General features: G+C 39.8%; 29 protein-coding genes and 1 riboswitch. Of the genes, 3 read left to right on the top strand and 26 right to left on the bottom strand.

The window, feature by feature from the left end:
* Window positions 1-317: 317 nt before the first annotated feature.
* Window positions 318-515 carry a cold shock domain-containing protein gene (locus tag AC2VNP_RS12390; RefSeq protein WP_275118786.1) on the bottom strand — a complete coding sequence of 66 codons (198 nt, stop codon included), beginning with the start codon at window positions 513-515 and terminating at the stop codon, window positions 318-320.
* Window positions 516-1,449: 934 nt separating this feature from the next.
* On the opposite strand from AC2VNP_RS12390, the gene AC2VNP_RS12385 reads away from it, so the two are divergent.
* A complete protein-coding gene (locus tag AC2VNP_RS12385; RefSeq protein ID WP_486917620.1) occupies window positions 1,450-2,436 on the top strand; it encodes a DUF6612 family protein in 987 nt (328 codons plus the stop codon).
* A 132-nt stretch (window positions 2,437-2,568) separates the two neighbouring features.
* On the opposite strand, the gene AC2VNP_RS12380 is transcribed toward AC2VNP_RS12385, so the two are convergent.
* Window positions 2,569-5,238, bottom strand: coding sequence for a cation-transporting P-type ATPase (locus tag AC2VNP_RS12380; protein WP_486917619.1), 2,670 nt, complete (start codon window positions 5,236-5,238; stop codon window positions 2,569-2,571).
* Window positions 5,239-5,566: 328 nt separating this feature from the next.
* Here AC2VNP_RS12380 and AC2VNP_RS12375 point away from each other — a divergent pair, with 328 nt between their 5' ends.
* Entirely contained in the window at window positions 5,567-5,764 is a 198-nt protein-coding gene (locus AC2VNP_RS12375) for a Spo0E family sporulation regulatory protein-aspartic acid phosphatase (protein WP_486917618.1), read from the top strand.
* Between the two features lie 78 nt (window positions 5,765-5,842).
* On the opposite strand, the gene AC2VNP_RS12370 is transcribed toward AC2VNP_RS12375, so the two are convergent.
* The 20 genes from AC2VNP_RS12370 to AC2VNP_RS12275 all read right to left on the bottom strand — a co-directional run bounded on the left by AC2VNP_RS12370 (window position 5,843) and on the right by AC2VNP_RS12275 (window position 21,813).
* Window positions 5,843-6,226, bottom strand: a complete 384-nt coding sequence (locus AC2VNP_RS12370) for a flagellar protein FlaG (RefSeq protein WP_486917617.1) — start codon at window positions 6,224-6,226, stop codon at window positions 5,843-5,845.
* A 183-nt stretch (window positions 6,227-6,409) separates the two neighbouring features.
* Window positions 6,410-6,778 carry a DUF8042 domain-containing protein gene (locus tag AC2VNP_RS12365; RefSeq protein ID WP_486917616.1) on the bottom strand — a complete coding sequence of 123 codons (369 nt, stop codon included), beginning with the start codon at window positions 6,776-6,778 and terminating at the stop codon, window positions 6,410-6,412.
* A gap of 95 nt (window positions 6,779-6,873) precedes the next feature.
* The gene (gene fliT / locus AC2VNP_RS12360; protein ID WP_486917615.1) at window positions 6,874-7,245 is read right to left on the bottom strand and encodes a flagellar protein FliT; all 372 of its coding nucleotides are present in this window, start codon (window positions 7,243-7,245) and stop codon (window positions 6,874-6,876) included.
* A complete protein-coding gene (gene fliS / locus AC2VNP_RS12355; protein ID WP_486917614.1) occupies window positions 7,245-7,649 on the bottom strand; it encodes a flagellar export chaperone FliS in 405 nt (134 codons plus the stop codon). Before fliS ends, fliT begins: the two co-directional genes overlap by 1 nt.
* 28 nt (window positions 7,650-7,677) lie before the next feature.
* Window positions 7,678-9,498: a flagellar hook-associated protein 2 gene (locus tag AC2VNP_RS12350; RefSeq protein ID WP_486917613.1), complete on the bottom strand. Its 1,821-nt coding sequence runs from the start codon at window positions 9,496-9,498 to the stop codon at window positions 7,678-7,680.
* 181 nt (window positions 9,499-9,679) lie between these two features.
* On the bottom strand, window positions 9,680-10,045 hold the full coding sequence (locus AC2VNP_RS12345) for a flagellar protein FlaG (RefSeq protein ID WP_486917612.1): 366 nt from the start codon (window positions 10,043-10,045) through the stop codon (window positions 9,680-9,682).
* An 82-nt stretch (window positions 10,046-10,127) separates the two neighbouring features.
* Window positions 10,128-10,862 (bottom strand): DUF2225 domain-containing protein, encoded by a 735-nt coding sequence (locus AC2VNP_RS12340; protein WP_486917611.1) that lies wholly within the window; start codon window positions 10,860-10,862, stop codon window positions 10,128-10,130.
* A 268-nt stretch (window positions 10,863-11,130) separates the two neighbouring features.
* Window positions 11,131-12,312: a flagellin N-terminal helical domain-containing protein gene (locus tag AC2VNP_RS12335; RefSeq protein ID WP_486917610.1), complete on the bottom strand. Its 1,182-nt coding sequence runs from the start codon at window positions 12,310-12,312 to the stop codon at window positions 11,131-11,133.
* A 232-nt stretch (window positions 12,313-12,544) separates the two neighbouring features.
* Window positions 12,545-12,799, bottom strand: coding sequence for a UDP binding domain-containing protein (locus tag AC2VNP_RS12330; protein ID WP_486917609.1), 255 nt, complete (start codon window positions 12,797-12,799; stop codon window positions 12,545-12,547).
* Window positions 12,800-13,010: 211 nt separating this feature from the next.
* A complete protein-coding gene (locus AC2VNP_RS12325; protein WP_486917660.1) occupies window positions 13,011-13,124 on the bottom strand; it encodes a hypothetical protein in 114 nt (37 codons plus the stop codon).
* Between the two features lie 374 nt (window positions 13,125-13,498).
* On the bottom strand, window positions 13,499-13,723 hold the full coding sequence (csrA, locus tag AC2VNP_RS12320) for a carbon storage regulator CsrA (RefSeq protein ID WP_486917608.1): 225 nt from the start codon (window positions 13,721-13,723) through the stop codon (window positions 13,499-13,501).
* Entirely contained in the window at window positions 13,724-14,176 is a 453-nt protein-coding gene (gene fliW, locus AC2VNP_RS12315; protein WP_486917607.1) for a flagellar assembly protein FliW, read from the bottom strand.
* Window positions 14,177-14,362: 186 nt separating this feature from the next.
* The gene (locus AC2VNP_RS12310; protein ID WP_486917606.1) at window positions 14,363-14,941 is read right to left on the bottom strand and encodes a DUF6470 family protein; all 579 of its coding nucleotides are present in this window, start codon (window positions 14,939-14,941) and stop codon (window positions 14,363-14,365) included.
* Window positions 14,942-15,085: 144 nt separating this feature from the next.
* Window positions 15,086-16,207 carry a flagellar hook-associated protein FlgL gene (gene flgL, locus AC2VNP_RS12305; RefSeq protein WP_486917605.1) on the bottom strand — a complete coding sequence of 374 codons (1,122 nt, stop codon included), beginning with the start codon at window positions 16,205-16,207 and terminating at the stop codon, window positions 15,086-15,088.
* A 35-nt stretch (window positions 16,208-16,242) separates the two neighbouring features.
* A complete protein-coding gene (flgK, locus tag AC2VNP_RS12300) occupies window positions 16,243-18,129 on the bottom strand; it encodes a flagellar hook-associated protein FlgK (protein ID WP_486917604.1) in 1,887 nt (628 codons plus the stop codon).
* Between the two features lie 143 nt (window positions 18,130-18,272).
* Window positions 18,273-18,767 carry a flagellar protein FlgN gene (locus tag AC2VNP_RS12295; RefSeq protein ID WP_486917603.1) on the bottom strand — a complete coding sequence of 165 codons (495 nt, stop codon included), beginning with the start codon at window positions 18,765-18,767 and terminating at the stop codon, window positions 18,273-18,275.
* A gap of 27 nt (window positions 18,768-18,794) precedes the next feature.
* On the bottom strand, window positions 18,795-19,055 hold the full coding sequence (gene flgM / locus AC2VNP_RS12290) for a flagellar biosynthesis anti-sigma factor FlgM (protein WP_486917602.1): 261 nt from the start codon (window positions 19,053-19,055) through the stop codon (window positions 18,795-18,797).
* 85 nt (window positions 19,056-19,140) lie between these two features.
* Entirely contained in the window at window positions 19,141-19,572 is a 432-nt protein-coding gene (locus tag AC2VNP_RS12285; protein ID WP_486917601.1) for a TIGR03826 family flagellar region protein, read from the bottom strand.
* Window positions 19,573-19,996: 424 nt separating this feature from the next.
* Entirely contained in the window at window positions 19,997-20,713 is a 717-nt protein-coding gene (locus tag AC2VNP_RS12280; RefSeq protein WP_486917600.1) for a ComFC family protein, read from the bottom strand.
* Window positions 20,710-21,813: an ATP-dependent helicase ComFA gene (locus AC2VNP_RS12275; RefSeq protein WP_486917599.1), complete on the bottom strand. Its 1,104-nt coding sequence runs from the start codon at window positions 21,811-21,813 to the stop codon at window positions 20,710-20,712. The genes AC2VNP_RS12280 and AC2VNP_RS12275 overlap by 4 nt, the downstream gene beginning before the upstream one ends.
* A gap of 179 nt (window positions 21,814-21,992) precedes the next feature.
* Between AC2VNP_RS12275 and AC2VNP_RS12270 the strand changes: the two genes are divergently transcribed.
* A complete protein-coding gene (locus AC2VNP_RS12270) occupies window positions 21,993-22,121 on the top strand; it encodes a hypothetical protein (protein ID WP_486917598.1) in 129 nt (42 codons plus the stop codon).
* A gap of 497 nt (window positions 22,122-22,618) precedes the next feature.
* Here AC2VNP_RS12270 and AC2VNP_RS12265 read toward each other — a convergent pair whose 3' ends face one another.
* The 4 genes from AC2VNP_RS12265 to AC2VNP_RS12250 all read right to left on the bottom strand — a co-directional run bounded on the left by AC2VNP_RS12265 (window position 22,619) and on the right by AC2VNP_RS12250 (window position 26,222).
* On the bottom strand, window positions 22,619-22,747 hold the full coding sequence (locus AC2VNP_RS12265; protein ID WP_486917597.1) for a hypothetical protein: 129 nt from the start codon (window positions 22,745-22,747) through the stop codon (window positions 22,619-22,621).
* Between the two features lie 49 nt (window positions 22,748-22,796).
* A riboswitch (cyclic di-GMP riboswitch) is annotated at window positions 22,797-22,890 on the bottom strand.
* Between the two features lie 108 nt (window positions 22,891-22,998).
* Window positions 22,999-23,847, bottom strand: coding sequence for a DegV family protein (locus AC2VNP_RS12260; protein WP_486917596.1), 849 nt, complete (start codon window positions 23,845-23,847; stop codon window positions 22,999-23,001).
* Window positions 23,848-24,277: 430 nt separating this feature from the next.
* Window positions 24,278-24,982 (bottom strand): response regulator, encoded by a 705-nt coding sequence (locus tag AC2VNP_RS12255; RefSeq protein ID WP_486917595.1) that lies wholly within the window; start codon window positions 24,980-24,982, stop codon window positions 24,278-24,280.
* A 121-nt stretch (window positions 24,983-25,103) separates the two neighbouring features.
* Window positions 25,104-26,222, bottom strand: coding sequence for a sensor histidine kinase (locus AC2VNP_RS12250; protein ID WP_486917594.1), 1,119 nt, complete (start codon window positions 26,220-26,222; stop codon window positions 25,104-25,106).
* Window positions 26,223-26,345 lie beyond the last annotated feature (123 nt).

Raw genomic sequence — 26,345 nt, 5'->3', positions numbered from 1 at the left:
GTGTCAAAAAGTGTTGAAAAAGTCTAAACAGATAAAGGGACAAAAACCCTTTCAACATACTAGTTGAACTTAAGTAAAATGATTTACGTTCTTCATAACAAAACGGCATCTATTCAAAAGAAATTGCGCGAAACCGAACAACGATTAAACCGGGCACCTTCTTCCGATAGACACCTTAAAAAACAAAAACGAACTGACTACCTTTAGACCGAAAATTTTCATAAAAAAACCTGTCCCTCGCAAAAAGGAACAGGTTTGTACATTTCGTTGTATATGATGCATAAAGCTAAAAATTCATTTCCAACCTGGGATGTGAATTACAGCTTTGTTACGTTTGCAGCTTGAGGTCCGCGAGCACCTTCAACGATTTCAAATTCTACTGCTTGACCTTCGTCAAGAGATTTAAATCCATCAGAATTGATTGCTGAGAAGTGTACGAATACGTCGTCTCCATCTTCACGCTCGATAAATCCAAAACCTTTTTCTGCATTAAACCATTTTACTTTTCCTTGCATGCTTTCACATTCCCTTCGTAAATTAAATCATTGTGAAAATATTCCACAGTTTCACTATATCAGAACTTCTATATAGGCGTCAAACCCCTTTGGCTCTAAAGTTTGCGACAAATATTGACGAAAATTTCGCCCATCAATTTCCGCCCTGAATCCAGGTAATCGACTAAATTATGTTATTAAAATGTTAAATATAGTGAACTGTGGATTTTCGATATTTATTATCTCTGAAATTCAAACGAATATACGCGTTTTTGTAAAAAAATTTATCGGTGAAGATAGATTTCGCTATAAAACATGTAGTGAATTTTTATAAAGATCCTGTAAACTGCGGGGTATTATCTCAACCGCTCATCCCTACTTAAAGAGCCCTCACATTACTTTTCACCCCTACATTTTCTCACACCAAAATCACTCACAGTGTCGAAATGATACATATAAAGTTCCACCCCGCTCTCCATAATTAACTTCGATCTGTAATAAAAGTCACAATACTTTTACAATTATTTCAAGAAAATATAATTGCTAATCAATTACCTGTTTTGGTAATATAAAGTCAAGTCAGATTTTGACGAAATATAATCTTTCCTGGGGTTAAATCTAACCCTATACTCATACACAGCCGGTCATCCTCTAGAAAGAGCTGTGGACGCTTTTTACCGCTTCCTACGGGGGTTCGGTGCATAAGCTATCAACTTATGTCCCGGTCAGGTAATCAGCTCCTCCATGCGGTGTACTAGAAAAAGTAAACTGCATCCTGATCTCCACACCTACATAATACCTTCTAAATACACCGCTACTTTTTTAAAAATCAACTCCCTAAACAATAAAACCGATGCGAATTTTGTCTTAATATCACATATGATTACCCCTATTAAAAACACCAGAGGTATGCTAAAGTTTTTATTTGAAATGCGTTTATAACAAGGGGGTACTTATGAGTTCTATAAAAGCTTTACTTGCTAGCTTATCTTTTCTATTAGTTTTAGCAGCTTGCAGCAGCGGGGAAGAAACGTCTAGCCCTAATGCGGACATCCAAGACACTGAAGATGTACAATCAGTCATATCAGTAGATGAAATTATTCAAAAATCGATAAAAGCAATGAATAAATTAGAGAGCTATACGATGGAAATGAACAACGAGCAAGAGCTTGAAATGCCTGGCCAGGGCGGTTTCCAAACAAGTATGACAATGGTGGCCGACATTACTTTGGAGCCAATGAGACTATATCAAAAAATGACAATGACCGGACTTGAGGAAAGTGTAGAATTCATTGAAACCGAAAGTTACTTTACAGAAGACGGAATGTTTGTCAAAGACTCGATGCAAGATGGCTGGGTAAGGTTCCCTGAAGAATTTTCACAAGATATTCTTGAGGTATCTCACCAGCAAATGAATGCGGAAGAGCAACTAAAAGTCTTTAAACAATTCGCTGAAGATACTCAGCTTACCGAAGACGATAACCACTATATTTTAACCGTTCATGGATCTGACGATAACTTTAAAGCAATGGCACATGAAGTAATGGGCTTTATGGATGAAGCCGGCGCTAGCTTGATGATGGATGAACTCCTCGGAATGATGGAAGTTCAAACGTTCAACTATGTGATCTACATCGATAAAGACACGTTTTACCAAACGAAAATGGACGTGGAAATGCAAATGTCTATGAAAATAGAGAATGAAACGATGGTGACGAGCCAACGAATGACGGGCGTCATAACGAACTTCAACAACGTCGGGGAAATCACTATCCCACAGGAAGTATTGGACTCCGCTGAAGAGTTTAGCTTTGAATTCCTCGAAGGCTTAGAAGATATGGAAGACTTCGACCTTGAAGAATTCAACTTCGACGTGATCGAAGAAGAGGAATTAGAGGATGAGGACGAAGTAGAAGCAGACGAAACGGAAGAAGAAGCTTAAGCACGAAAAGCACTCCCACATTCGGGAGTGCTTTTGTTTGCTTTAGCACAATAAAGGTACGTGGCACCTTTAGTCCATTAAAGGTGCCACGTACCGATTATTAACGGTTCTTTTATCTTCCCTGAAACTGCCTTATCGACTTGCTCGTGCGGCTACAACTTTCCTCGTAATCCACTTTTCAATCTCAACGATGACAAAGACAGCAAACCCGATGAGAACTGGAATGATCCAGTAATCGGCAGGAATTGGTGCGGTTCCTAGTACCGTGTTCATAAACGGTAAATAAGTGACACCTAACTGAATGAAAATGAGAAGTCCTGCAACGAGGAACGCAACTTTATTCGTGAAAAAATCTTTCGTCAGAGCAAAGTTTCGTTCACTTCTACAGTTGAACAAATGGAATAACTGAGCAATGACTAACGCTTGTAATGTCACCGTGTTCACCATCGCTTGATCATAGCCGTTGTTCATTAACTCAGCGTTCATCGCTAAAATTCCTCCACCGATTAACAGCGATACAAAGATAATCCGGAAGATATAATACGGACTCAACAGCTTCGTATCTGGCTCTCGCGGTGGCCGTTCCATCGTTCCTTTTTCTAACTTCTCAAACGCAATCGCCAACGAAATCGTCACAGCGGTAATCATGTTGACCCAAAGAATTTGCACAGGCGTTAACGGCATCATCGTCCCAAACAATATAGCCGCAAAGATAAGAAACGCCTCGGCCCCATTCGTCGGTAAAATAAACAGGATCGTTTTCTTTAAATTATCATAAACACGTCGGCCTTCACGCACCGCGTTCACAATCGTTTTAAAATTATCATCGACAAGCACCATTTGCGACGCATCTTTAGAAACCTCGGTCCCCTTAATCCCCATCGCTACGCCAATATCGGCCCGCTTTAACGCTGGCGCATCATTCACACCATCACCGGTCATCGCACAAATATGTCCATGTTCTTGTAACGCTTGGACGAGTTGCAGCTTGTTTTCAGGACTCGTTCGTGCAAAGACATCATAGTCAATAGCTGCTTGCTTTAATTGTTCTGGTGTCATCTGATCGAGTTCGCGCCCTTCAACCGCTCGCGTTCCATCCCCAATTCCGAGCTGGTTTCCAATCGCAATCGCCGTTTCTTTATGATCGCCCGTAATCATTTTGACGACGATGCCGGCTTTCTTACATTCCGAAACGGCCACAATTGCTTCTTCACGTGGAGGATCGATAATTCCTGCCAAACCGAGCAAGGTCAGATCCGATTGCACGTCGACATGATCAATCGACGTCACGTCAGAACTTACTTTTTTCATCGCCGCTCCAATGACCCGTTTCCCCATCTGAGCCTGCTTCTTCATCTTCTCTTCCCACAACGTTCTTTCACTTGAGCCCACTTCTAAGCCCGCCATTTCAAACAGGCGATCAGGAGCTCCTTTCACATAAATCACTTTTTCTCCGTTCACTTCGACTAACGAAGCCATATATTTATAGGCCGAGTCGAATGGAATTTTGGAAAGCGATTCTAACTTCTCGACCGGTCGATTCGCTTTTTCAGCCACTGTCACTAAACAGCTCTCGGTCGGCTCCCCGTTAATTACCCACTGTTCTTGTTCATCTTGATAGAGACTGGCCTCATTGACCGTTTTTACACACGTTAAAAAGTCTTTTAAAGCAGCATCTTTCTCTAGGTCCGCTTCTTGGCCGTCCCATTCGATCCGACCCACAGGCTCATAACCTGTTCCAGTAATAGTAAACTCTTTTTCCGCTAAAATTAACGAAGTCACTGTCATTTCATTTTTCGTCAACGTACCGGTCTTATCAGAACAAATGACAGACACCGCACCTAACGTTTCCACAGACGGCAGGTTCCTTACAATCGCATTGTTACTAGCCATCGTTTGAACGCCTAATGCTAAAATAATGGACAAGATCGCCGGCAACCCTTCAGGAATAGCCGCTACCGCTAAACCAATGACGGCAAGTAACAATTCGGCCGCCTCATAATCATGAAAGATGTAGCCAAACATGAACATCGCCGCAGCACCAAATAAAATAACAACAGAAATCATTTTCCCGAATTTCGCAGTTTGTTTTAAAAGAGGGGTTTGTAGCTCTTCCACCTGAGTCATCGATGTATTGATTTTTCCAATTTCCGTTTGCTCTCCTGTAGCGACAACGACCCCCAGTCCTGAACCGGAAGCAATCGACGTCCCTGAAAACACCATATTTTTTCGATCACCTAGAACGGTATCTTCTGGCAACGTCTCGATTCTTTTCTCGACCGACACCGACTCCCCGGTTAAAGGAGATTCTTCCACTTTTAAGTTGTCCGCTCTCAGCACCCGTAGATCAGCCGGTATTTTATCCCCAGCACGTAACAACACAATGTCCCCAGGCACCAATTCTTTTGAAGCCACTTCCGTCCGAAGTCCGCCGCGAATGACATTCGCCTTCAATGAAAGCATATTTCGTATGCCGTCGAGCGCTTTTTCCGCTTTATTTTCCTGCACATAGCCAATGACAGCATTAATAATCGCAACGAGTAAAATAACCACGGTATCAATATAATGACCTAATACGACGGTGATGAGCGCAGCCGCCAGCAACACATAGATTAATACATCATGAAAATGTTTAAAAAACTTCTTCCATTTCGGCTCGACTTTTCCAACAGGAAGTTCATTTTTGCCGTACTGCCCCTGCCTTGCCGTAGCCTCTTCATTCGTAAGCCCTTGTTTCTCGTCGGTTTTTATTTGTTTTAACACATGATGTGCTTCGACGTTGTACCACTTTTTTTCTTCCATCTTGCTCCCTCCCCTAGAAGTCCCATCGATCCATAGTTGTTTTATTCTACTATCTACTACTCTAGAAAAATATAGAGCCTTAGATTTGTAACCGCTTAAATTCTATAAAATAGAGACGACCACTTTCATAAAATTTTAAATAATCGTATTACCTCCATTGTATCTTTATTCTGCTATCATTTTTTGATTGGATTATGGAGATTTTTAGAAACTTTGTCAGATCCCATCATTAGAAAATCAGTGACATTATTGTGTACTCTATTCCAATTATGGTGGGTATATGGTAGTATTTTTGTAATTATAAATTCCTAATAGGTGGAGATATAAGATGCTGATAGATTTAAAGCAGTTAGAAAATAAAATAGAGAAAAAAAGACAAGAAATGTTAAATCTATCATTAACGTTGGGGTTGTCATCGGAGAAAACCATTAAGGTGAGTCAAGACTTGGATGAGCTTCTAAACCAGTATGAAAAGATGAAAAGAAAGCAGAAAACCAGAAATGAACAGTTGTCGTACTCGACCTAATTCATTTCATATAATAATAAAACAAAAATGGCGGCTAGCACCTTTAAACAATCAAAGGACTAGCCGTCATTTTTTAGTTTAAGCTTTTTCGTCAATGATCAAGCCCACCTGTTCAAGCATCGATGCCACCATATCTAGTAACTCTTTCGGTGGAACTTCGCGGATGACTTCGTCGGTGTCTTTATTAATAAGTTGAATCGATACGCGATCGAGCTTATCGTGGAGTTCAAACTTAAGGGACGTTGAATTTAATTCGAAAAACTTATTCAGACTATCCACGTGCTGATCGACTTCTGCTCTTGTCATATCGTAGTCTTTTGTTTTTTTAACGCCTTCTTTAATTTTTTCAGAGGCTGTAGTTCTTTGTACGTGTTCCGACACAGCTGCAGCTTTTTCACCAGTAAATGACGGATTCTTACTCGCTTGATTTGCGACACTTATAACGTTTTGGGAGATTTCCATCGATTATTCCTCCTACCAGAATAAACCGTTTTTTATTTATATCGGTAGAAACAGTTCAAATTTCAAGAGAAGCTGTACCCTCTTCAGATAAATAAGACATTAGGCCTACCCTAAGAAGAAATGGAGCCCCTATTAAGACGAAAAAGAGCGACCAAACGGCCACTCTCTATGAAGTTCTAAAATTTACGACACAATATATGATTGAAAACTTTTTTCAAGTTCTTCTTTGTACTTCTTAAATTGAGGTACGAGCGTAAACTGTAAGATCTCATTCACTTGTCCAAAATTCTGAGCCTCAAGAGCACTCACAACAAGTTCGAATGTTTTTGTTAGATTTTCTTGAACCTCTTTAATCCCGTGATCATTTAATTCCTTTACTACGGGTGCCGTCGTATTTCCAATCGAAGTATAGGCGACTAACACATCTTCCAATAAAGAGATGGATTGTTCATGACTGCCTTCCCTTAGTAACTTCTGAATTTGCGCTAGGCCTTCCAAGATCGTTTCAGAAAGCTCAAGCGATTTTTTCATCACTTCTATATGTTTTTCCAATGATTTTCACACCTGTCTTGTTTTATGTCTTTGGTGGAATTTAATAAATAAGGTTTTTCAACCTCTACTTCTTAGATTTCCCCCATGTTCGTCCATTACAATCCTCTTTTGTCAAAAAACACACCTTCAACAGTTGTTCCTTCATAAGGGTTATCATACTTTTTCCCTTGATTTTTCTTTACCTTTATTTTCTTCAGTTCATTTCCTAAAAGGATTTTATTAGCTGTTAGTTTTTTAGAGATGAATGCATTCATTTCTACAATAGATGAGGCAAGGTGTTGATCATCTTCTTGAATAATAGGTTTATCGCGCTGGAACTGTTCTATTAATTCCTGTCGCTGTGAAAGTAATTCCTCAACAGAAGCTATATAGACTTCACTCGTTTCTTCATTATCTTTGTCAAAAGTAGTGATGACGCAATCATGAAGGTTTTTGGTCACTTCGTACAACTCATGAAGAACAGCCACTATGCCTTCCCTCCAACTGTTGCCCCATGGCGTTGTTGGCGGTCGAGTTGAACAACTTGTTTCCATGTGTCACGGAATTGAGTTACAAAATCTTCAGCTTGTTTCAACGCATTCATATCATTTTTTACATTAGCATCAATCAATTGGCTTATAATGAAATCATACATTCTCAGCATGTTCTTTCCGACTTCATTATCGGTTTTTAACGTCACCATTAATTCACGAATAATCGCTTCCGCACGAGCAATGTTCTCGTTACGTTGCTCGATATTATTTTCTTCCATAGCTTTCTTTGCACGGTTGATAAATTTAAGGCATCCATTATAAAGCATGAGCGTTAACTCTCCAGGTGATGCGGTGTTCATTGTGTTTTGTTTATATGCATTTTGGTAATTAATAGCCATAATAAGGATCCACCCTTCTTTTAAAAAATTATTGCGGCATCAGTTGCATGTAAAGCATTTCAGCTTGTGAGTTTGCTTGTTGCATTGCCTTCTCCATAGCCGTAAACTGTCGCCATAAACGATCTTCATATTGTTGCAAACGTCGTTCATAATCACTGACGCGACGGTCGATTGAAGTAATCTCACGCCCTAATGTAAACTGATGGTTTTGTCTGAACTCATTACCCGCTCGATTTTCAATAGATCTTCGAACGGTATTATCGAGAACATTTGTCAGACGACGTGATAGTCCTTGCTCTGCTCTTGGACTCGTTGATGATCCGGCCATAAACAATTGATACAGTCCTTCAGGATCTTCTTTGATCGCCTTACGTAATCGTTCTTCTCCCGTTAAACGATCAGCACCTGTTCGGTTTGGATTGAGTTCAAGTTTTCCACCGTCCATAAAGTCCCGCGTTGTAACAATACCAATTTTAGATAGTTGATTGAGGCCATCTTGAGCAATCCCATTCACCGTCTCTGATAACGCCATTCGCATTTGTGTGAGAGCACTCGATAACACCGTATCATTTCGAAGCATTCCGCTCCTAGCTTTTTCTTCCCACAACTCTACTTCGCGTTCTGACATCCCCCGACGCTGTTCTTCTGTTAACGGTCGAAAGTCGCGATGCCGTTCTTCTTTTAACTTGTCATTAACAAAGTCAATCATTTCATTATATTTATTGATAAATTCCAAAACATGGTTAAAGACTTTTTCTACATCCGTCTCAACATTGATTGTAGCGGGCGGTTCATTCTCAGCTATAAGATCTCGCAGAGTAAAAGTTGTATTATTGATCGTGAAAGTGTTCGAGGTTCGTTCCGTTTCAAGGCCATTAATAACAAATTTGGCATTTGTTCCACCTTGTTCTGTTGCCCCATCTAATTTTAAAAGCGAAGCAAGTGAACCTCCAACTTCAATTTCTTTTCCGCTATCATTAAATTTACCTGTGACAGTTCTCGTTAATGACATCCGTCCTGAGTGTTCATCAAAAAAAGCATTAACACCCACCCTTGCACCATTAATATCGGAAATCAATTGGTTAAGTGTTTTATTATCATCCACCAGAAACTTTCTTGTTTCTGGCTCTCCACTTTGATTGTATACGGTAAGTTCAAGTGCTTGTGATTCGTATTGATATCCTACTTGAATATTAACTGGATCATTTGCGTTAAAGCCACTAACTACAACTTCACCATTTTGACTAATCGTAATTTGCCTGCCTGTTCCTATGTGTTCAAATAGCCATTCACCATCATTACTGGAGTCAGCGACTAACGTAAATTCATCGGCTCCTACGGTTACACTCGTTACATTTTGAAGCGTTGTATGTCTAAGTTGAAGCTTCTCATCATTACCTTTATATTGCAGAGTTTCTGTGGAAGGCATATTCGAGCTTTTGAGACTGTCTCCAAACTGGGATTTTAGTGATTGTCTTGGATCAATTCTTTTTCCATCTGTTTGTTGAATTGGAGCAGTACTAAACGTAGATGCGGCCGTCGCCAATTGAGTGACTCGTGATATCGTATAACTCGTATCCCCCGCATCAGAACGTGCTGTAGCGGTTACTTTGCTACTATTACTACTATTAACTACCTTTGCATTTAAGTTAGCCGATCTTGAAAAAGTATCGGTTACATATTTCCTGAAATCTTGTAACTTTATATTTACTTCTCGATAAGCATCTCGCTGCCATTCTTTAATTTGCTTATCTTGAATTAATTTATCTACAGGCATTCGTCGAACACGCATCATGTCATCGACGATTTGATTAATATCCATCCCTGATGCTAGACCTGATATTCTCATTATCCTTTTTCTCCTCTCTAGCCGAACGGTAATTATATGTTTTATATCGGCACGATTCGATAAAAGTTAATAGAAAAGTTGTTAAATCCGACAATAGGTTTTTATAAATACACCAAATTTCCTCACTAAAAAAGAGCAACCTTTTACTGCTGCTCTAATAGAGTTCTTACTATTTGAATACTTACCTTGATACATCCATTAACAACCCTATTGTCGTATGTTTGGCCTTTTGAGCAATGTCAATCGCCATATCCGGTGGAAATGTCGCTACGACACTGCCACTGTTCTTCATCGTAATGCGAAATTGTTTTCCTGCCCCATGTTCATCAATAACGTAGTTTACGTTGTAGTCAGTATTCTCTACTAATTTTTGAAACCCTCGATATACTTCCTCTAGCGATTGTCTCGCAATCTGTTTTACTTGAGGATTAGCTACATTTGCTTCACGTTCTGCCTTCTGCAATGACGGTGTTTTACATTGATCGTAATTGTATTCAGGCGCATTAATTATCGGCCGAAAAATAGTATTAGACGTTTGTATCATCATCGTTTCCTTCACCTCAATTTGAAAATGGAGGATGAGATTGATGCATTGATCATTTTTATGTACGTTTCTTACTCATCTTCTATTAGACATTTAATCTATTTTTTTCTATTTGTTTCGCTCGATTTTCCTGAGCCATATCATACCAGCGGTCACGTGCCATCTCAATAAACAGCTTGTCCCGTGTCGGTTCTTTAATGTAAATTATTTTAGAAAAATATTGCGATGCTTTTGCGTAATTTTCAAAGGACCGATGCAATTCGCCAATTAAATAGACTAATCGTATAACGGACACTCCGGAATTTTTATAATCGGCTTCGTAATACGCCTTCTCAAAATTTTGAAGAGCAATTCTTTTAAACCGTAACACTTCCAGCTCATTTCCCACCGTACGATATAACCAAGAAAGACGCATCGTTAAACCTGCTATAACGATCGGCCGTTCTTTCTTTAAACTGCCGCTGTATACGGCAAGCTTGTAAGCTTCGACAGCTATTTTCACCGTACGTTCATCACTATAGTACGTTTGCCCCACCCACTTGCTAGTGACCGTATCTAGTATTAGATCTTTTGAACCTGGAGGGAAATAACGACTGGCTTCATCTGAAAAGCTATAGCCACATGAAGGACAAACATTGACATAATACAATAGCGGATTAAGGCCTTGATCTTTTTCTTCATAGAGATATTGGGTATAAAAATCCGTTTCCATCTGCCGCGCAGTCCCAAAACGAGAGCGCAACTTTTTTGTAGTAAAAGAATGATTACATAGTAAACAAGTACAAATTTTATCATACAAAGGGACTATTTCACTTTTCAACTCAACTACCCCCATAACTTTAGGTGCGGTAATATATGCCTATATAATACTACTTATGTAGTGTAAGTTAAATAGTTTTTTGGAAGTTTTTGTTTATTCTTATAAAGTACAGTGTTCTGGCTAAATAGGGGTGAGTCGTCATATCAAAAAAGCCTTTGGTATATACGCACAGTTAAATAGTTAATTTTAAAATGCAAAAGAGGACCCTAGCATAACTAGGGTCCTCTTTTGCTCTATGGTTTTGTAGTTTGCCTAACCAACTTTTCTATTATCCAAGTAATTGAAGTACAGCTTGTGGAGCTTGGTTAGCTTGAGCAAGCATTGCTTGAGAAGCTTGAGAAAGAATGTTGTTCTTTGTCATTTCCATTACTTCACGAGCCATGTCTACGTCACGAATACGTGATTCTGCAGCTTGTAAGTTCTCTGAAGAGTTGTTTAAGTTAGAGATCGTGTGCTCTAAACGATTTTGAACAGCACCTAACATTGAACGCTCTGCAGATACAGTTTCAATAGCAGTATTGATTACCGTAATAGCGGCAGATGCAGCTTCTTGGGAAGAAATATTAATCCCGCCAGCTTCAGTAGCTGGAGTACCTGGTGTAGCCTCAACAGCCCCTACTGTAACCTCAGCTTCATCAGCTAAAGCTGAAGCGGTACCGTGATACACTTCTGCACCATCTCTCACTGCTAAAGTTTGTACACCATCTTCCTCTACAGCTTCCAAGTCTTCTAGTTTATAATATCCGGACTCAATTCCTTCACCAGACCTAAATACAGCTACAACATTATCAGCTTCATCTTTTAATACATTTAGCCCACTGAATTCCACTTCATCAACTTCTAAAGTTTGGGCTGCTGCAACAGTATATTCAGTACCATCTTTAGCTTCTGTGCCTGGTGTAGCTTCTTTAGCTTCTGAAGCTACTTTTAATGCTTCTGCACTCATATTAGCAATATTTAATGTAATATCTTGTCCAGCATTAGCACCGATGTGGAATTTACCAGAAAATCCACCTTGTAATTCTCCGTCTACAGTTTCACCTAAAAGATTTTTCGTATTAAACTCCGTGTTATCAGAGATACGAGTAATTTCTTGAGCTAACTGATCAACTTCTTTTTGTAACTCTTCACGGTCTTTATCATTGTTTGTATCGTTTGAAGATTGAACCGCTAATTCACGCATACGTTGAAGGATTGAGTGAGTTTCTTGTAAAGCTCCTTCAGCTGTTTGGATTAAAGAGATACCGTCTTGTGCATTACGTGATGCTTGATCTAAACCACGAATTTGACCACGCATTTTTTCAGAGATTGCAAGACCTGCTGCATCGTCTCCAGCACGGTTGATACGAAGACCTGAAGATAGTTTTTCCATTGAGCGTTGTGCACCCATTTGGTTAACACCCATCTGACGGTGGTTGTTTAACGCTGAAATGTTATTGTTGATAATCATTATAAGTTTCCTCCTTGAATTTTGCTCCGCCCACGTCCTTGTGGTTGGATAATCATTTTATAGGCAATATGGAGGATGTACCGGCCGAACACAACTTCCATTTTGCTTTACATTAATAATATCGACTCTGTTCGGCAAATGTTTAATAGTTTTTTTTCATTTTTTTGTTGTTCAAATTTTTTTCACATATCATTGCTAGTTTAGTAGAGCTTTAGTGTTGATAATATTTCAATTAAGCAAGTGGAAACTTCTTGTTGCATTTGATCGACTTTCTTCCAAATGAACGATATCCAATACCAGCTGCTTGTGCGTCTTCTATTGAATAGCAATTTCGTCCGTCGAAAATAACAGGTTCTATTATTTTTTCTTTGTACATCTCAAGATGAAAGTATTTGAATTCATTCCATTCTGTGACGATTAAAGCTGCATAAGCACTTGTTACAGCCTCTTCTACTGAATGGGCAAAGTTTATTTCTACAGGCATCATACATTTTGCATTATGATTGCAATTGGATCATATTAGGTGCTATTAGAAAAAAAGCAAAAGAGAAGTTTGGCAGTTTAAAAGAACTGCGCATTGTATTACTCGGTCTAGCTTTTAAACTGAACACAGACGGAGAGAAGCGGCTTCATTACCATTGCTGAGAATTAGTTCGGGAAGGAGCGCTAGTTGTAGCTTAGATAGTTATTGACTTCAATTACCGATTTAGGTGAATTTCTTGCTCAACATTTCCTGCAATTTGAATGAAGGCTTTCGTATCTTTTGGGAAGCAGGAACCACCGTAACCGATACCTGCTTTTAAAAATTGAATGCCGATCCGTTAATCCATTCCCATTCCTTTAGCGACATTTGGCATCGATCTTATAGAAAAAATTGGTAATTTAGTTAATAAAACCAATTAACGTTGCTTGGAAAGCTTTAGAGTCCTACTGATCATTTCTGTGCTCTCGATGTTGGTAATTAAGAGAAGTTAACCCAAATGGACGATTGATGTCTGCAATCGTGCGGGAAACTTCGGGACAATCCGCCCCAAAACTACAGAACGTTAATAAAAAAGACAGGTAATGTCTCAAATAGACAAATACCTATCTTTAATGAAAACCATTAGTGATTGTTGAACCCTTTGGTTGTAGGAGCAAACACCGTTTGTTTTTTATTGTAGTTCCGTGGCTTTTCAGCGAAATGTTAGACCCCTTTTAAAAAATCCTTCAGCCCTGAAAGCGAGACATTGGATACAGCTTTACTGTTTTCTTCTTGGATGGCAAGATAGATTTCTTTACGATGAATTTCGATGTTTCTTGGGGCATCAATTCCTATTTTAATTTGATCTCCTTCAACAGAAAGGATTTTGATCTCAATCTCATCGCCAATTTTTATCGACTGATTCGTTTTTCGAGTGAGTACGAGCATTTACTTCGCCTCCCCAGCACTTGCTGTTTCTTGTTGAATAAGAAGGTGCTTCGTTCCGTAGTCACTTTCTGACATCACATATTGTTTTCCTTTTTGTTTTTTTCCATTGATGATTATAGGACCTTGAAGATTGACTGTGGAATCTGAAAACGGTTCTTTGACCGTAACGATAGAGAAGATTGCTACATCTTCTTCTTTCTCAATTTCAAGCTTTTCAAGTAGGCTGTCATTCAGCTTTACTGAATAGTTTTGAAAAAAATTAAACGGGTTGACCATGATAAAGGCTATATCTACTGTTTTTATCGATTGCAAAATATAGAACGGTGTTCCTTCGTCGAACGGAAGAAGCACAAACTCATTTTCTTGTTCAAATGCTGGAAGACCATTAGTGAAATGAATGACTTTATCATCAACTATCTCCATTGGTCCATTAAATTTCGTTTCTACCTTCACTACGATCACCACTACTTTCTTATGTATACATTCAATATTCTACCATATATTTAATCTGTCATACGTTTAGGTACGTTGTCGATCTTTTGAATTAGCTTGGACGGGAGCTTAGACGGATTGTTGTGTCCTCTCTATATGAGGGTCTTGCCTTTTCAATCAAAAAAGCCACCAATCCTCGATGGTGACTTATAATCCTTTATTCACATGGCCACCTACCGCTTGGAACGTGATGCTATTTTTTTGCTTTAAATAAGCGTTCACTTGCCACTTAGGAATGCTGATTTGCGGCTCATTTTGGTTGACTTGAATATCAACTGTATCTCGGTTCACACGAAAGCTCGTTTCACCAGGATCGTAACGGACTTTTACAGAAAACGGCTTCGGTACCGCCGCATACTTGAAATCGAACGTTTTAAACTTACTATTGTCCGATACAATTTGAGAGATTGCCCCTTGGCCATTTTCAATTTTCATCAGCTGATCGCCCTGCTGCACGGTTCTTTGGATGTAGTTCATCGCTTGTTGTTTGCCTTTATGGACTATATCTTTGAGCCGCCTCTCAGCATTTTTAATATTAACATCAGCAAAGGCTTCAGTTTGATCGATATGTAGTTTAGCTGCTCGTTTACTAATTTGCAGATTATCAACGTGCTGTTGCTGAATTTGTAAGTCGGCAGGACGTTGACTGATTTGCATCGGTTGTCGATTCGATTGGAGGTTGATTTCTCCTCTTGTCGTCGAAATGTGAATTTGGGGCATATTCATAATAGGTCCCCCTTAATTATATATATAGCTTTTTTAAGCGGTGCCAGGTAACTTTAGTCCACTAAAGGTACCTGGCACCACATTGTGGTATCGCATTTTTTATTAACACCGTTTTTCACTGCATCATATATTTTGTGCCTATTCTTATCTCAAGAAGTCCATAAGGCTTGGCTGCATGATGCGTGCTCCTGCTGCGAGCGCTGCACGGTGGACGCTTTCTTGTGTCATGAGTTCGATGATGACTTTTTCCATATCGCCATCTTCATTTTGGGATAGAATTCTTCTCGCAATGACTTCTTGCTCCATTAAACGGCTGTCGATCATTTCGACACGGTTTACTCGTGCCCCTAGCTCAGCACGTTCCGCAACAAATCGGTCAATGTGTTTATCAAAGTTTCCGAGCAGCTTCGTAAGATCTGTCCCTTTCGTTGAAGGGTCTTCTAGCATTTTCTCTAAGCGGATGATATCGCCAAACAACGCATTTGAGAATACGTTCGAAGGGCTAATATTCACTGGAATTTTTACTCCCTTTAATAGCTCGATCTCGACATTGTCTTTATTTTGCGATACGGCACTCTTCTCTGAGATCACGATATCCGCATCTTTTAAAGAGGTTTGAATTGCATTCATCGGATCTTGCGGGTCTGGTGAAAAATGATTGACTTCTTTTGTATTCTGATCAATCGTAATTCGACTATTTCCATTTACGTACGTGAAAACCCCATTTTCCGCACTCTCAAACGTATAGCTGTTCGCATTAAAGGTTACTTCTAAACTAGCATTTGGGAAATTAGCTAGATCATCTATTGCAATATCCATTTTCTTTAAATCAACAGGCGGATTTAACGTATCGGTTCCATTAAAAATATATTTATTATTCGATTTCGTATTGGCCATCGACTCAATATGTTCGCGCAGTTGTTTGATTTCTTTTGCAATATTAGCCCTTTGCGTTCCTTCGTACGTATCATTGGAAGCTTGGACCGCCAGTTCACGAATTCGGTGCAGCGCTTGGGTTGTTTTATCTAGCGTCGAGTCTGCTGTATCCATCCAGTTGTAAACTTCACCAATATTTCGCTTGAATTGATCCGTCTCTGTTACTTGTGTACGGTACCTCATTCCGTTCATCGCGACCACTGGATCTTGATGAGCTCGCGTGATTTTCTTTTGGCTCGCTAATTGGTCTTGCAGTTTACCAAGACGTTCATACCCCTGGCTCACATGACGCAATGTATTGAGTGAAAGCATTGATTGTGTAACACGCATTGTATTTACCTCCACTAATTAACTGTGTTTATCTTCTATAGACCCGCTCGGCCCATTCGGTTAATGATTCGATCTAACATATCATCGATCATCGTAACGTTTCGTGCTGCAGCATTATACGCATGCTGAAACTTAATGATATTTGCCATTTCTTCATCAAGAGAAACACTGCTCATAGACATTCGGCGATCTTCAACCGTCGCTTTTAGTGTGTCTGCATTTTTCATCATCCGGTTGGCTTCACTCGTATTGACGGCCATATCCCCAATAATTGCCTGGTAAAAGCTTTGGACGTTCGTCGTTGAACCCCCATAGTTTAACGTCTGGTCTTTTACATTGGCTAATGCCTGCGCATTCGATCCGTCTCCAGAAAACGACCGTTGATTCATCGTTTCAAGTCCAATCGACCAGTTCATATCTCCAGATGGACGGTTTCGCGGTAGGTTGATGACAATTCCATCTTCAAAGATATGTCCATTCACGACTTCTCGCGGCGCTGCACCATTGACAGAATAAAACCATTTGTTATCGGCTGCATTAAACTGCATATCAATTTGCTTTGGATTGGCACCGACGTACAAACCTGCTGCAGTTGGCCTCGGTCCGCTGTATGCAGGGTCAGCCGCAACTAAGTTTTTCACATTGGAAGCACCCGAAGCCGCAATATGATCCAATTCCTCTCGTATTTCTCTCGAGACTTGTAGCCTAGATGCAGCGCCTTTTACATTATCACCTGTTGGCCAAGTGCTAGCGTCACCCGAGAATGTGAAGAAATCAATGGCATCGACTTTCGTGCCATTTTTCATATCGCTCAGCGACCAACCTTGGCGATGGATCGCATTAAATTCCTGAACAAAGGTATACACCATCGTATCTAACTGGTGCAGCATATGAGGGTATTCACCTAATTCATTACCTTGCGCATCTAAGTAGCCGTATGATTCCATCTCACCGACCAACTTACCATGCGCTTTAAATTCATTCACTGTAAAAGAGGTAACTCCTCCAGAAATGTTTAAGTCTCTACCCGAACTCATAATTTGCGGCGAAGTAAAATAAATCCTTTCAATAAGCCCGTGTTCTCCGTTCGGTCCTGCTTCATATCCGACTTTAACTTCGTTCGTATTAAACGTTCGCCCATCGACTAATGTTACTCCGAATTCACGTCCATTTTCGTCCGCTAATTTTATCGTATAAAGCCCTTCAGCTACACTGGACGGCTTTCCACCACTCGGAACCGTTTCTACTTTGATATTTACAATCTTTGAAAGTTCATCCACGAGTTGATCACGGCGATCATAAAGGTCATTTGGGACATACCCATGTGGTTCTACTTTTGAGATTTGTAGATTAATATTATTAATTTGACGAATAATAGAATTCATCTGATGAACAGTACCATCAATCTCTTTTTGTAAATCTCTCTGTATCGTTTTCAAAGAATCAGAGACATAATTGAACGTTTCTGCAAGGGCATAGCCTTGTTGGCGAACCACTGAACGTGACCCTGAGTCCTCAGGATGTACAGATAGGTCTTGCAGTGCATTCCAAAATCGATCCATTGAATTGGCAATTCCATCCTCAGACGGCTCATTCATAATATCTTCCATCTTCTGCATCGCATTGAAACGAGCTTCCCAGAAGCCATGCTTTGCATTTTCATTCCGGTATTGAAGGTCTAAAAATTGCTCCCGGTACCGTTGAACGGTTTCAACTTTTACACCCGTTCCAATTTGTCCAGGAATTGAAGGTTGGTTAAATGAAGCTGTAGGAAAAGCTTCTCCTGGTGTTAAATTCACACGCTGACGAGAATAGCCAGGTGTATTTGCATTGGCTATATTATGTCCTGTCGTATGAAGTGCTGCTTGATGGGCCATGAGACTGCGGCGTGCGGTTTCTAGTCCGTGAAAAGTAGAAATCATTTGGTGTTCCTCCGTGTGATCTTTTATCTACTAGTCTATTTTTTCAGTAGATGTGGATTAATAGTTGATCGTGTTAGTTTGTTAGTAGTGCAAAAATCGTTCGTGTGTTTTTAGCGCATTAATAACCTCTTTTATGAGTAAAGCTATGCTTTTGAATCAAACATCGATCGTTTTGTTTCTGGATCGTAAGTCTTTTGAGCTGGGCGCTGATAATTAATTTCATCCGGTTCTGGCGCCATTAGGTCAAGGGAAAGGTTCACAAACCGCAACGAGTCTTCAATGAGCTGTTGATTGAGCTCATTGTTCTTTTTTAACGTATCAATCTCTGACATAAGAGCGCGATATAATTTAGTTAAAATTAGCTGTTCCTCTTTTGGCGCAATTTCTATAAGTTGATCCATCGTTACGCCTTCTGTTACCAAACCCTTGCCTTTTAAAAATTGTTCCACGAAGAATATCCGATCTTGTTCAAGCTTTCTTAATTGGTGGATCAGAGCCCCCTCTTTTTTGATGAGTACATCTAATGCCGGTATATCACTTTTACGGACGACTTCTGTTTTCTCTAGTGCAATGTCATTAAACGTTTTATGCAACTTAATGAGATCTGCTAAGACGGCGATCACTGCTTTTGCTGACATACTCACCCCTCCTGACCCTTTCAATTATCATTTGTTCCAAAAGTCGTAAAACTTATTGGCTACTGCTTGAGCATCGACCTTATAATTTCCTGATTGAATTTGTTCTTTTAATTCATTCACTTTTTCTTGACGAGCGGCATCAATTTTTGTGCTTTGTTGAAGCTCCAATGCTGCTTTTGAAATTTGAAGTTGATCTTTCTTCATCTTCGTTTCGTTAGTTGCCATTTGCTTTTCCACTTGTTTACGATACGGATTGTTTTGTATCGATTGGTATGGATTGATTTTCATTGATGACACTCCTTTCTCAGTTTCATTTTTCTTGGTCAGATAGTACTCACTATTGATATCGGTAAAAGTTATGCATTTATTGATACTACTTTCTTCTTATTTCATCGTTAAATAAGTGGTAAGTCATCCGGTTAGCCTTTTCTTTTTGGCGGTTTCGTTCGGCAATTTCTTGTTCTTTATTGTGTTGGTCAAGTCCTTGTCGGAGATTATTATTACAACTTGAACAAATTCTTCCTTCACGTATAATCGTTCCACAGGAATCACATGGATACCCTAAGTTTGGAAATTGTGCGATTTGTAATCGGCCTTCACGAATAAATTGGAAGATGTAATCTTCTTTAACTCCAGTGGCTTCTACCACTTCATTTATTGATGCTTTTCGATTTTCTCTTTTTCTAATATACGTGTATACGGTTTGAAACATTTGGTCCACTTCTTTATGACACTTATCACAAACCGACCGTAATGCTTTTATGAAAAGTCCCCCGCATCTTGGACAATTTTCTAAGTTAGCCATACGATTTCCCCCTGATCTTCCTATTATACCCAATCGTTCTAATATTACCTTTTCACATCAGATCACCGTTTACTGCAAAGCAGCAAGACAAATTATGATGGTCTGGGTAATAGCTTTATTCTTTATATCGGCAAGTATGGTGTGATTTTTTAGGATTTTGTGTATGTCTGAGGTTTTTTCTTTGATTTAATTAGGATCAGTTCAATATCAATACAGTTAGATCAGGGCGAATCGCTATTTATTGATGTGGTTTTTTTCGGTGTAATTCTTATATATTGGCGTAACTTCAGTTATTTCGGCGCAATTCTCAATATATCGGCGTAACTTTAGTTATATCGGCGCAATTCTCGATATATCGGCGTAACTTTAATTATTTCGGCGCAATTCTCGATATATCGGCGTAACTTTGGTTATTGCGATGGTATCACCCTCTTGCAACTGTCAGCGAATAAACCGACTTTGCGCCGCAGTCCAGCAGTGCCTTCGCCGCATAACGTACCGTCGCACCTGTTGTGTAAATGTCGTCGATGACAGTGATATGTGCATCTGCAATATCTTTTCGTACATCGGCAACAACGACAAACGGATTTTCAGCCTTATGAATGCGCGCCTCGCGAGTTTTCTTACTTTGCTTTTCTTCGTGGTGTGCTCGCTCCAGGGCCTGTACTGGCTCGCCAATGATACCTGCCAGGACGTGCGCTTGGTTAAACCCTCGCTCATACAAGCGCTCGTCACTTAATGGGATGGGGACGAGAACATTTCCTCTAAATTCACTGCGATACAAACGGAACAGCGATTCACCAAACGCCTCCCCCAGTACATAGTCGCCGCGATACTTAAACTGAGCCATCACTTCTTTTAAAAATGTATTGTATTGGTACAGTGAGCGGTTCTTTGTTAGAACGCCATGCCACTGCACGTCCTCCTCCCAACGGATGCAGTCCCTGCACAAGGTGCCGTTATGATAGTTTTCATCTAGATCATTTAGTGAGCGACCGCATATTTCACATAGTGGCCCGACTAAGCCTTCAAGTTTCTCGCGACATCTCTCGCAAAGCAACGCCTCTTTTTCCACCCCAAAAATCCCTGCCCAACTCGCCCGCGCTTGAAGAGCTGCATCACAATAAAGGCATTGTTTCATCCATCAAAACCTGCTTCCTTATTCATCTGCACGATGTGGCGTTTCGCTTCAACCATGGCTGTCGTTTTCCCATAATGAAAAAAAGTGATGTCACCGGTAGGGAAATCTTTGTGCCGACCAACACGACCGGAAATTTGCACGAATGCACTTTCTGTAAAAATCGCTTCTTCCGCTCCGAGCACGGCGACATCGATATTGGGAACAGTCACCCCGCGTTCTAAAATCGTTGTCGTTATCAATAGTTGAAGTTCGCCACTACGGAATTTCGCGACTTTTTCATGACGCTGTGCATCTTCTGCATGAACACTTTCACAAACAAGCCCTAACTCGCTTAATATCGGAACGAGCTGCTCGCCTACTTCAATCGTCGGTACGAATAAAAAAGCTTGTTTGTTTTTTTCAGAGCGATCGATAAGCCATTGTTGCACATTTTTCGGGAGGCTCTTCTTGGCGATCTGTTTTTTCCAGTGCCCACACCATTCAAATTGAGGAACAGGTAACGGGTGTCCGTGATATCGTTTTGGTACTTTTATATGGGGGATTTTTTTTAGTTCTGTTGAAGGGGTTGCCGTTAAAAAGACCGTCACTCCATCGTCTTTTTGTGCTTTTTTTACAGCAAACTGAAGGCTCTTATCATAGGAGTACGGGAAAGCATCGACTTCATCGACAATGATGACATCAAAATGGTTTCGGTAGCGCAGCAATTGGTGAGTAGTCGAAAGAACCAGTTGAGCGGGTTTGTCGCGATCTTCACTTCCACCATAGAGGGAGATGACGGAGGTGGTTGGAAATGCACTTCTTATTCGAGGGGTTAGTTCAATAACAACATCGGTACGTGGCGCCGCGATTAATACATATTTTCCTTCTGTTAAAGCGTACGCGATTCCTTGAAACAGCATTTCGGTTTTACCGGACCCGCAAACGGCCCAAATGAGAAAGGAAGTTCGTTCTTTAATGGCCTTGACTAGTTGTTTTGATGCTGCTTCCTGTTCATTAGATAATGTACCGTTCCAAGCAAGCACGGGTTCAGTAATTTTGAGCTGCGGCAGTGGTCCGTTCCATCGAATGAGCGGGGTACATTGCGACACTCTCCCAAGCATAATGCACTTACGGCAATAGCCACACATGCGAAGACAACGGGCGCACATAAAAGATACGATGCGATCCGTGGCGTCGTTCCCACACCGCGCACACGAGAGACGACCGGAGAGAAAATCGAGACCACGAGTATACGTAATATAGCCATTCTGATAATGTTCATCTAGTTCTTGAATCTTGAATGGGAGTTCATCAAGTAGGAGTTCACGGCCAGATAAAAAGGATTGCAATTCAGCAGAAAACGGAAACTCGGAGTTTAACGAAGGCTGCGGCAAAGAAGGAACTTGGCCAATCGATGACGGCGGCATAACAACAGACGAGGAATGATACTTTTTTAAGAGTGGTTCAGGAACTAAGTACTCGTTTCCATCCACCACTACAACAGCAAAGCGCAAAAGGTTCACCACCTTATTTAATTGGGGAATTAATATTACACAGTTGTATAATTAGACACACAACACAAAAATTCCTTTTGAAAAATGTGAAGTTCACATTTTGGCAAATAAAATGTTGAAATCGGACAATAAAATTAAAAATCAGACAATAAAGTTGTCATTTCCGCCAATAAATCTTGAAAACGGACAATAAAAGTGTCAATTCCGACAATAAGTTAGATCATGGCTCAAAGAAGGTAGCTGAACCTGCTGAGAAATCAGCTCCCCATTAACGAATTCTACTAAAACTAATGCACTAACTACAAAAATTGTGCAGCTCAACTTCGATTTCCTGAAAAGCCATCCAACCCACTCATTCCCCCAAAAAATTAAAAAAACTCCCGCACAACTACATGCGAAAGTTTATAAATAATTAGAAACTAGCTCCAAGTAGTGCAACTAGAGCGCCTACTAACACGGCTATTAATGGAATAACAATGAAGTTCACCATGAATTTATTTCTTTTTTTCTTTCTATGCATTTCCTCAGGTGTTGTGTACAAGTCCTATACCTCCTTTTTATCGCTGTTTCATCATACGGAGGACGATCAGTTCGGTAACTGGCTGGCATATTGAACAGAACTCCTTCAATGAAGCCCCTTTAGCTTTGCGTCATCATCTTTCAATGATTTTGCCCTTTTCGTATGATACGTTTTTATTATCGACACACTCCGACAAAAGTTTTAGGACTTATTTGTGACAAAATAAAAAACAACTGAACATTTACACGGATGCTCAGTTGTTTTTTATTAATTTATGCGACATACCAACTAATTCCTAGGCTTCCTTCGCCTAAATGGGTTCCAATTACAGGACCAAAGTAGCTAACCCCAACTTCAGCTTCAGGGTACTTCGCTCTTAGCTCCTCTGCAATTCTTTCAGCTTCATTTAAGCGATTGGAGTGAATGACGGTAACTTGTACGTTACTCTCCCCTGCCACGCCTTCATCCAATAAGCTATAAATACGCTGTAATGCTTTTTTCTCTGTGCGCACTTTTTCAAACGGCATAATTTTACCATCCACAAAGTGTAGTACAGGCTTAATTTTCAATAAGCTCCCGACAAATAGCTGCGCGGCATTCAGTCTCCCGCCTCGGTGTAGGTGGTTTAAATCGTCTACCATAAAGTAAGCATTTATTTTATTTCTCATAATCTCAAGGTGAGCAAGGATTTCTTCGATGTTTTTTCCTTCATTCGCAAGTTTGTCAGCCTCAAGTACAAAGTAGCCTTGCGGTGAGCAGCTGATCTTCGAATCGAAGCCTCTCACATCAAAATCCTCTACCATTTCTGCAGCGCTCATCGCTGACTGATAGGTTCCGCTAATGTCGCTTGATAACGTGATGCAAACCGCCGCATCATATCCATCGCGTTTGAGTTGCTCAAACAATTCAACATACAAACCAATTGCTGGCTGGGATGTTGTTGGTAGTTTTTCCGTCGTTTTCATTCTTTCGTAAAACTCGCTTGCTGTAATATCGACTTCCTCTTGAATCGCTTCTTCACCAAAAACAACATTTAATGGAACCATTTTAATGTTCTTCTGTTCACGCAATGTTTCTGATAAATACGCGGTACTATCTGTGACAATCGCAATTTTACTCAAAGAAATGACCTCGCTTTATGTATGTATTAATTAATTATTCACTATATTCTCTATGTACAACTTCTATAACTAATTTATTCGACGCATCATTATTTTTTCCTGCTGATTACTAGATGATAGTTGGTAGGAACTAGCTGTTCTGTTGTTCTATTTTCAACTTTACTGCTTTTATTTTTAACTTCTTTAAATTTATTTTCAACTTTACTGATATTATTTTCAACTATAGTGATTTAATTTTTAACTTCCTAACTTATATCGATTTCTCGACAAAAATACACAAAAATCGACATTCCCTACACTTTCATTTCGTAGAGATATTCGCATATTCAGCGGTCTTTTTGCCTCCATAGTATAATTAGACACCAGAACGTAACAAAGGGCACCCTAAGTCACACAGGATACCCTTCTATCATAGTCTTTATAGATTAGACTATCTCACCATTACCCAACCATTTTTAATAGATTCAACAACGGCTTGTGTACGGTCATTTACGCTCATTTTCTGTAAGATGTTACTTACATGGTTTTTAACGGTTTTTTCACTAATGTATAAAGCTTCACCAATCATGCGGTTGCTGTAACCGTCTGTCATCAGTTGTAGCACTTCACACTCGCGACGCGTTAAAATGTGAAGCGGCTTGCGGTATTCTACTTCACGGAAGCCAATTTCAGTAGTTTCGCTTGCATCGTCATTTGCTAGACGGCGATAGTCTTTGATTAAATTATGCGTGACTTTCGGATGAATGTAAGCTCCACCTTCACCAACAACTTTAACGGCTTGAATAAGTGCATCTGCGTCCATTTCTTTTAATAGATAGCCTGCTGCACCCGTTTTCAATACGTGTGTCACATATGACTCGTCGTCATGAATCGATAGGATTAAAACTTTTACATCTGGGTACTTTTGAATCAACTCACGAGTTGCTTCCATACCATTTACTTTTGGCATGTTAATATCCATTAAAATGACATCTGGGTGATGTTCCTCTACTAGAGCAAGAGCTTGTTCCCCATCTTCACCTTCTGCGACAACATCAAAGTTATCTTCCATTGCTAAAATACGTTTTACACCTTCACGGAATAGTTGATGATCATCAATAATGACAATACGTATATTTCGATCTTTATTAAACATGTTTTCACCTCTCGTTAACATTAACTGCTTCTATTATGGTTTGCTTGTCCAGCTTCAGCGTAGAGTGTTTAATGAACTTACGCTGTTCTTTATTACATCCATCGGAAAATTCTTCTAGTTATTAAATCGGTACTTCAATCAGAATCCCTGTACCTACATTAATTTTCGACTGAATGGTCATTTGGCCTTTTAGCATATTGACGCGTTCTTTCATACCAAGTAATCCAAAGGACCCTTCTTTTTTTACAGATTGATCAAAGCCTTTTCCATCGTCCTTAACTATTATTATAACCTTGTTCAACTTAATTTCAATTTTAACTTGGACCTCTTTTGGTTCGGCATGCTTATAGGCATTTTGTACTGCTTCTTGAACCAAGCGGAATAATGCAACTTCAAGTCTAGGTTGCAAACGCCGTTCTTTTCCAAGACTTTTAAACCTAATCGCTATTCCTGTCCGCTCTTCAAACGTAGCTAGGTATTTAGACAGGGTTGGTATTAAACCTAAATCATCAAGTGCCATTGGCCTCAGGTCATAAATAATCCTTCTAACTTCTGAAAGGGACGATTTCACCATTTTTCGTAAGTCTCTTATCTCTACTAGAGCCGCATCTATACCTTTATCTTGATAGGTCCGTTCAATTAATTCTGAGCGAAGCATAACATTTGCTAGCATTTGGGCTGGGCCATCATGAATTTCTCGTGATAGACGTCTTCGTTCTTCTTCTTGAGCTTCTATGATCTTCAATCCAAATTCTTGCTTTTCTTTCGCTTCTTCTAATTTTTCACCCAACTGTTGGATGTCACTCGATAGAAAGTTATAAACGACCGACATTTGACCGACTAACCGTTCCGCGCGTTCTACGGTTTCCTTCAGCGAAACAATTCGTCGTTCAATCGAGTCTCGCCTTTCTCGCAAGCGCATTTCCTCTTGTTGCAAAACCGCTAACTGAACTTGGAATTCATTAGCCTGCTCATAAGCAGCTTTAACTTCCTCTTTACTATATTTATTAAAGTTCTTACTCACTTCAGCAAGACGATTTCTCGAAAATCGCGCGTGTAACTGCGTACGGTCATTTTCTTCAATCACTTTAGCAACTTTTAAACGAATATCTTTCAATTCTTCATTTAAAATAGCAAATTCTTTTCGAGATTGTTCACCAATTCGAAAGACTTGTTCACGACTCTCGTCGACCGTCTCAATCGTTTTCTTAATTATAACCTCTAATTCGGATTGTGCCACTGCGCCCACCAACCTTAAATTCTCTTACAATAGTAATTTGGGAGTAATTAAATAAATTCTTTCATCTATTATGACACGGATTAGTTGTACATTATATATGATCATTTTACCATAACTCCCGGT

It is taken from the genome of Alkalihalobacterium sp. TH-98 (assembly GCF_057473385.1).
This window is presented reverse-complemented; position numbering and strand designations above follow the sequence as displayed.

What these genes read in the sequence shown, in the direction of transcription:
- AC2VNP_RS12280 (WP_486917600.1), bottom strand. Translation starts at nt 20,713, where the DNA reads ATGAAACAATGCCTTTATTGTGATGCAGCTCTTCAAGCGCGGGCGAGT.
- AC2VNP_RS12330 (WP_486917609.1), bottom strand. Translation starts at nt 12,799, where the DNA reads ATGATGCCTGTAGAAATAAACTTTGCCCATTCAGTAGAAGAGGCTGTA.
- AC2VNP_RS12380 (WP_486917619.1), bottom strand. Translation starts at nt 5,238, where the DNA reads ATGGAAGAAAAAAAGTGGTACAACGTCGAAGCACATCATGTGTTAAAA.
- AC2VNP_RS12270 (WP_486917598.1), top strand. Translation starts at nt 21,993, where the DNA reads ATGGGAGTTCATCAAGTAGGAGTTCACGGCCAGATAAAAAGGATTGCA.
- AC2VNP_RS12255 (WP_486917595.1), bottom strand. Translation starts at nt 24,982, where the DNA reads ATGTTTAATAAAGATCGAAATATACGTATTGTCATTATTGATGATCAT.
- csrA (WP_486917608.1), bottom strand. Translation starts at nt 13,723, where the DNA reads ATGCTCGTACTCACTCGAAAAACGAATCAGTCGATAAAAATTGGCGAT.
- flgM (WP_486917602.1), bottom strand. Translation starts at nt 19,055, where the DNA reads ATGAAAATCAATCCATACCAATCGATACAAAACAATCCGTATCGTAAA.
- AC2VNP_RS12285 (WP_486917601.1), bottom strand. Translation starts at nt 19,572, where the DNA reads ATGGCTAACTTAGAAAATTGTCCAAGATGCGGGGGACTTTTCATAAAA.
- flgL (WP_486917605.1), bottom strand. Translation starts at nt 16,207, where the DNA reads ATGCGTGTTACACAATCAATGCTTTCACTCAATACATTGCGTCATGTG.
- AC2VNP_RS12295 (WP_486917603.1), bottom strand. Translation starts at nt 18,767, where the DNA reads ATGTCAGCAAAAGCAGTGATCGCCGTCTTAGCAGATCTCATTAAGTTG.
- AC2VNP_RS12275 (WP_486917599.1), bottom strand. Translation starts at nt 21,813, where the DNA reads ATGCTTGGGAGAGTGTCGCAATGTACCCCGCTCATTCGATGGAACGGA.
- AC2VNP_RS12375 (WP_486917618.1), top strand. Translation starts at nt 5,567, where the DNA reads ATGCTGATAGATTTAAAGCAGTTAGAAAATAAAATAGAGAAAAAAAGA.
- AC2VNP_RS12310 (WP_486917606.1), bottom strand. Translation starts at nt 14,941, where the DNA reads ATGAATATGCCCCAAATTCACATTTCGACGACAAGAGGAGAAATCAAC.
- AC2VNP_RS12335 (WP_486917610.1), bottom strand. Translation starts at nt 12,312, where the DNA reads ATGATTATCAACAATAACATTTCAGCGTTAAACAACCACCGTCAGATG.
- AC2VNP_RS12345 (WP_486917612.1), bottom strand. Translation starts at nt 10,045, where the DNA reads ATGATGATACAAACGTCTAATACTATTTTTCGGCCGATAATTAATGCG.
- flgK (WP_486917604.1), bottom strand. Translation starts at nt 18,129, where the DNA reads ATGATTTCTACTTTTCACGGACTAGAAACCGCACGCCGCAGTCTCATG.
- AC2VNP_RS12390 (WP_275118786.1), bottom strand. Translation starts at nt 515, where the DNA reads ATGCAAGGAAAAGTAAAATGGTTTAATGCAGAAAAAGGTTTTGGATTT.
- fliS (WP_486917614.1), bottom strand. Translation starts at nt 7,649, where the DNA reads ATGGCTATTAATTACCAAAATGCATATAAACAAAACACAATGAACACC.
- AC2VNP_RS12370 (WP_486917617.1), bottom strand. Translation starts at nt 6,226, where the DNA reads ATGGAAATCTCCCAAAACGTTATAAGTGTCGCAAATCAAGCGAGTAAG.
- AC2VNP_RS12350 (WP_486917613.1), bottom strand. Translation starts at nt 9,498, where the DNA reads ATGAGAATATCAGGTCTAGCATCAGGGATGGATATTAATCAAATCGTC.
- AC2VNP_RS12385 (WP_486917620.1), top strand. Translation starts at nt 1,450, where the DNA reads ATGAGTTCTATAAAAGCTTTACTTGCTAGCTTATCTTTTCTATTAGTT.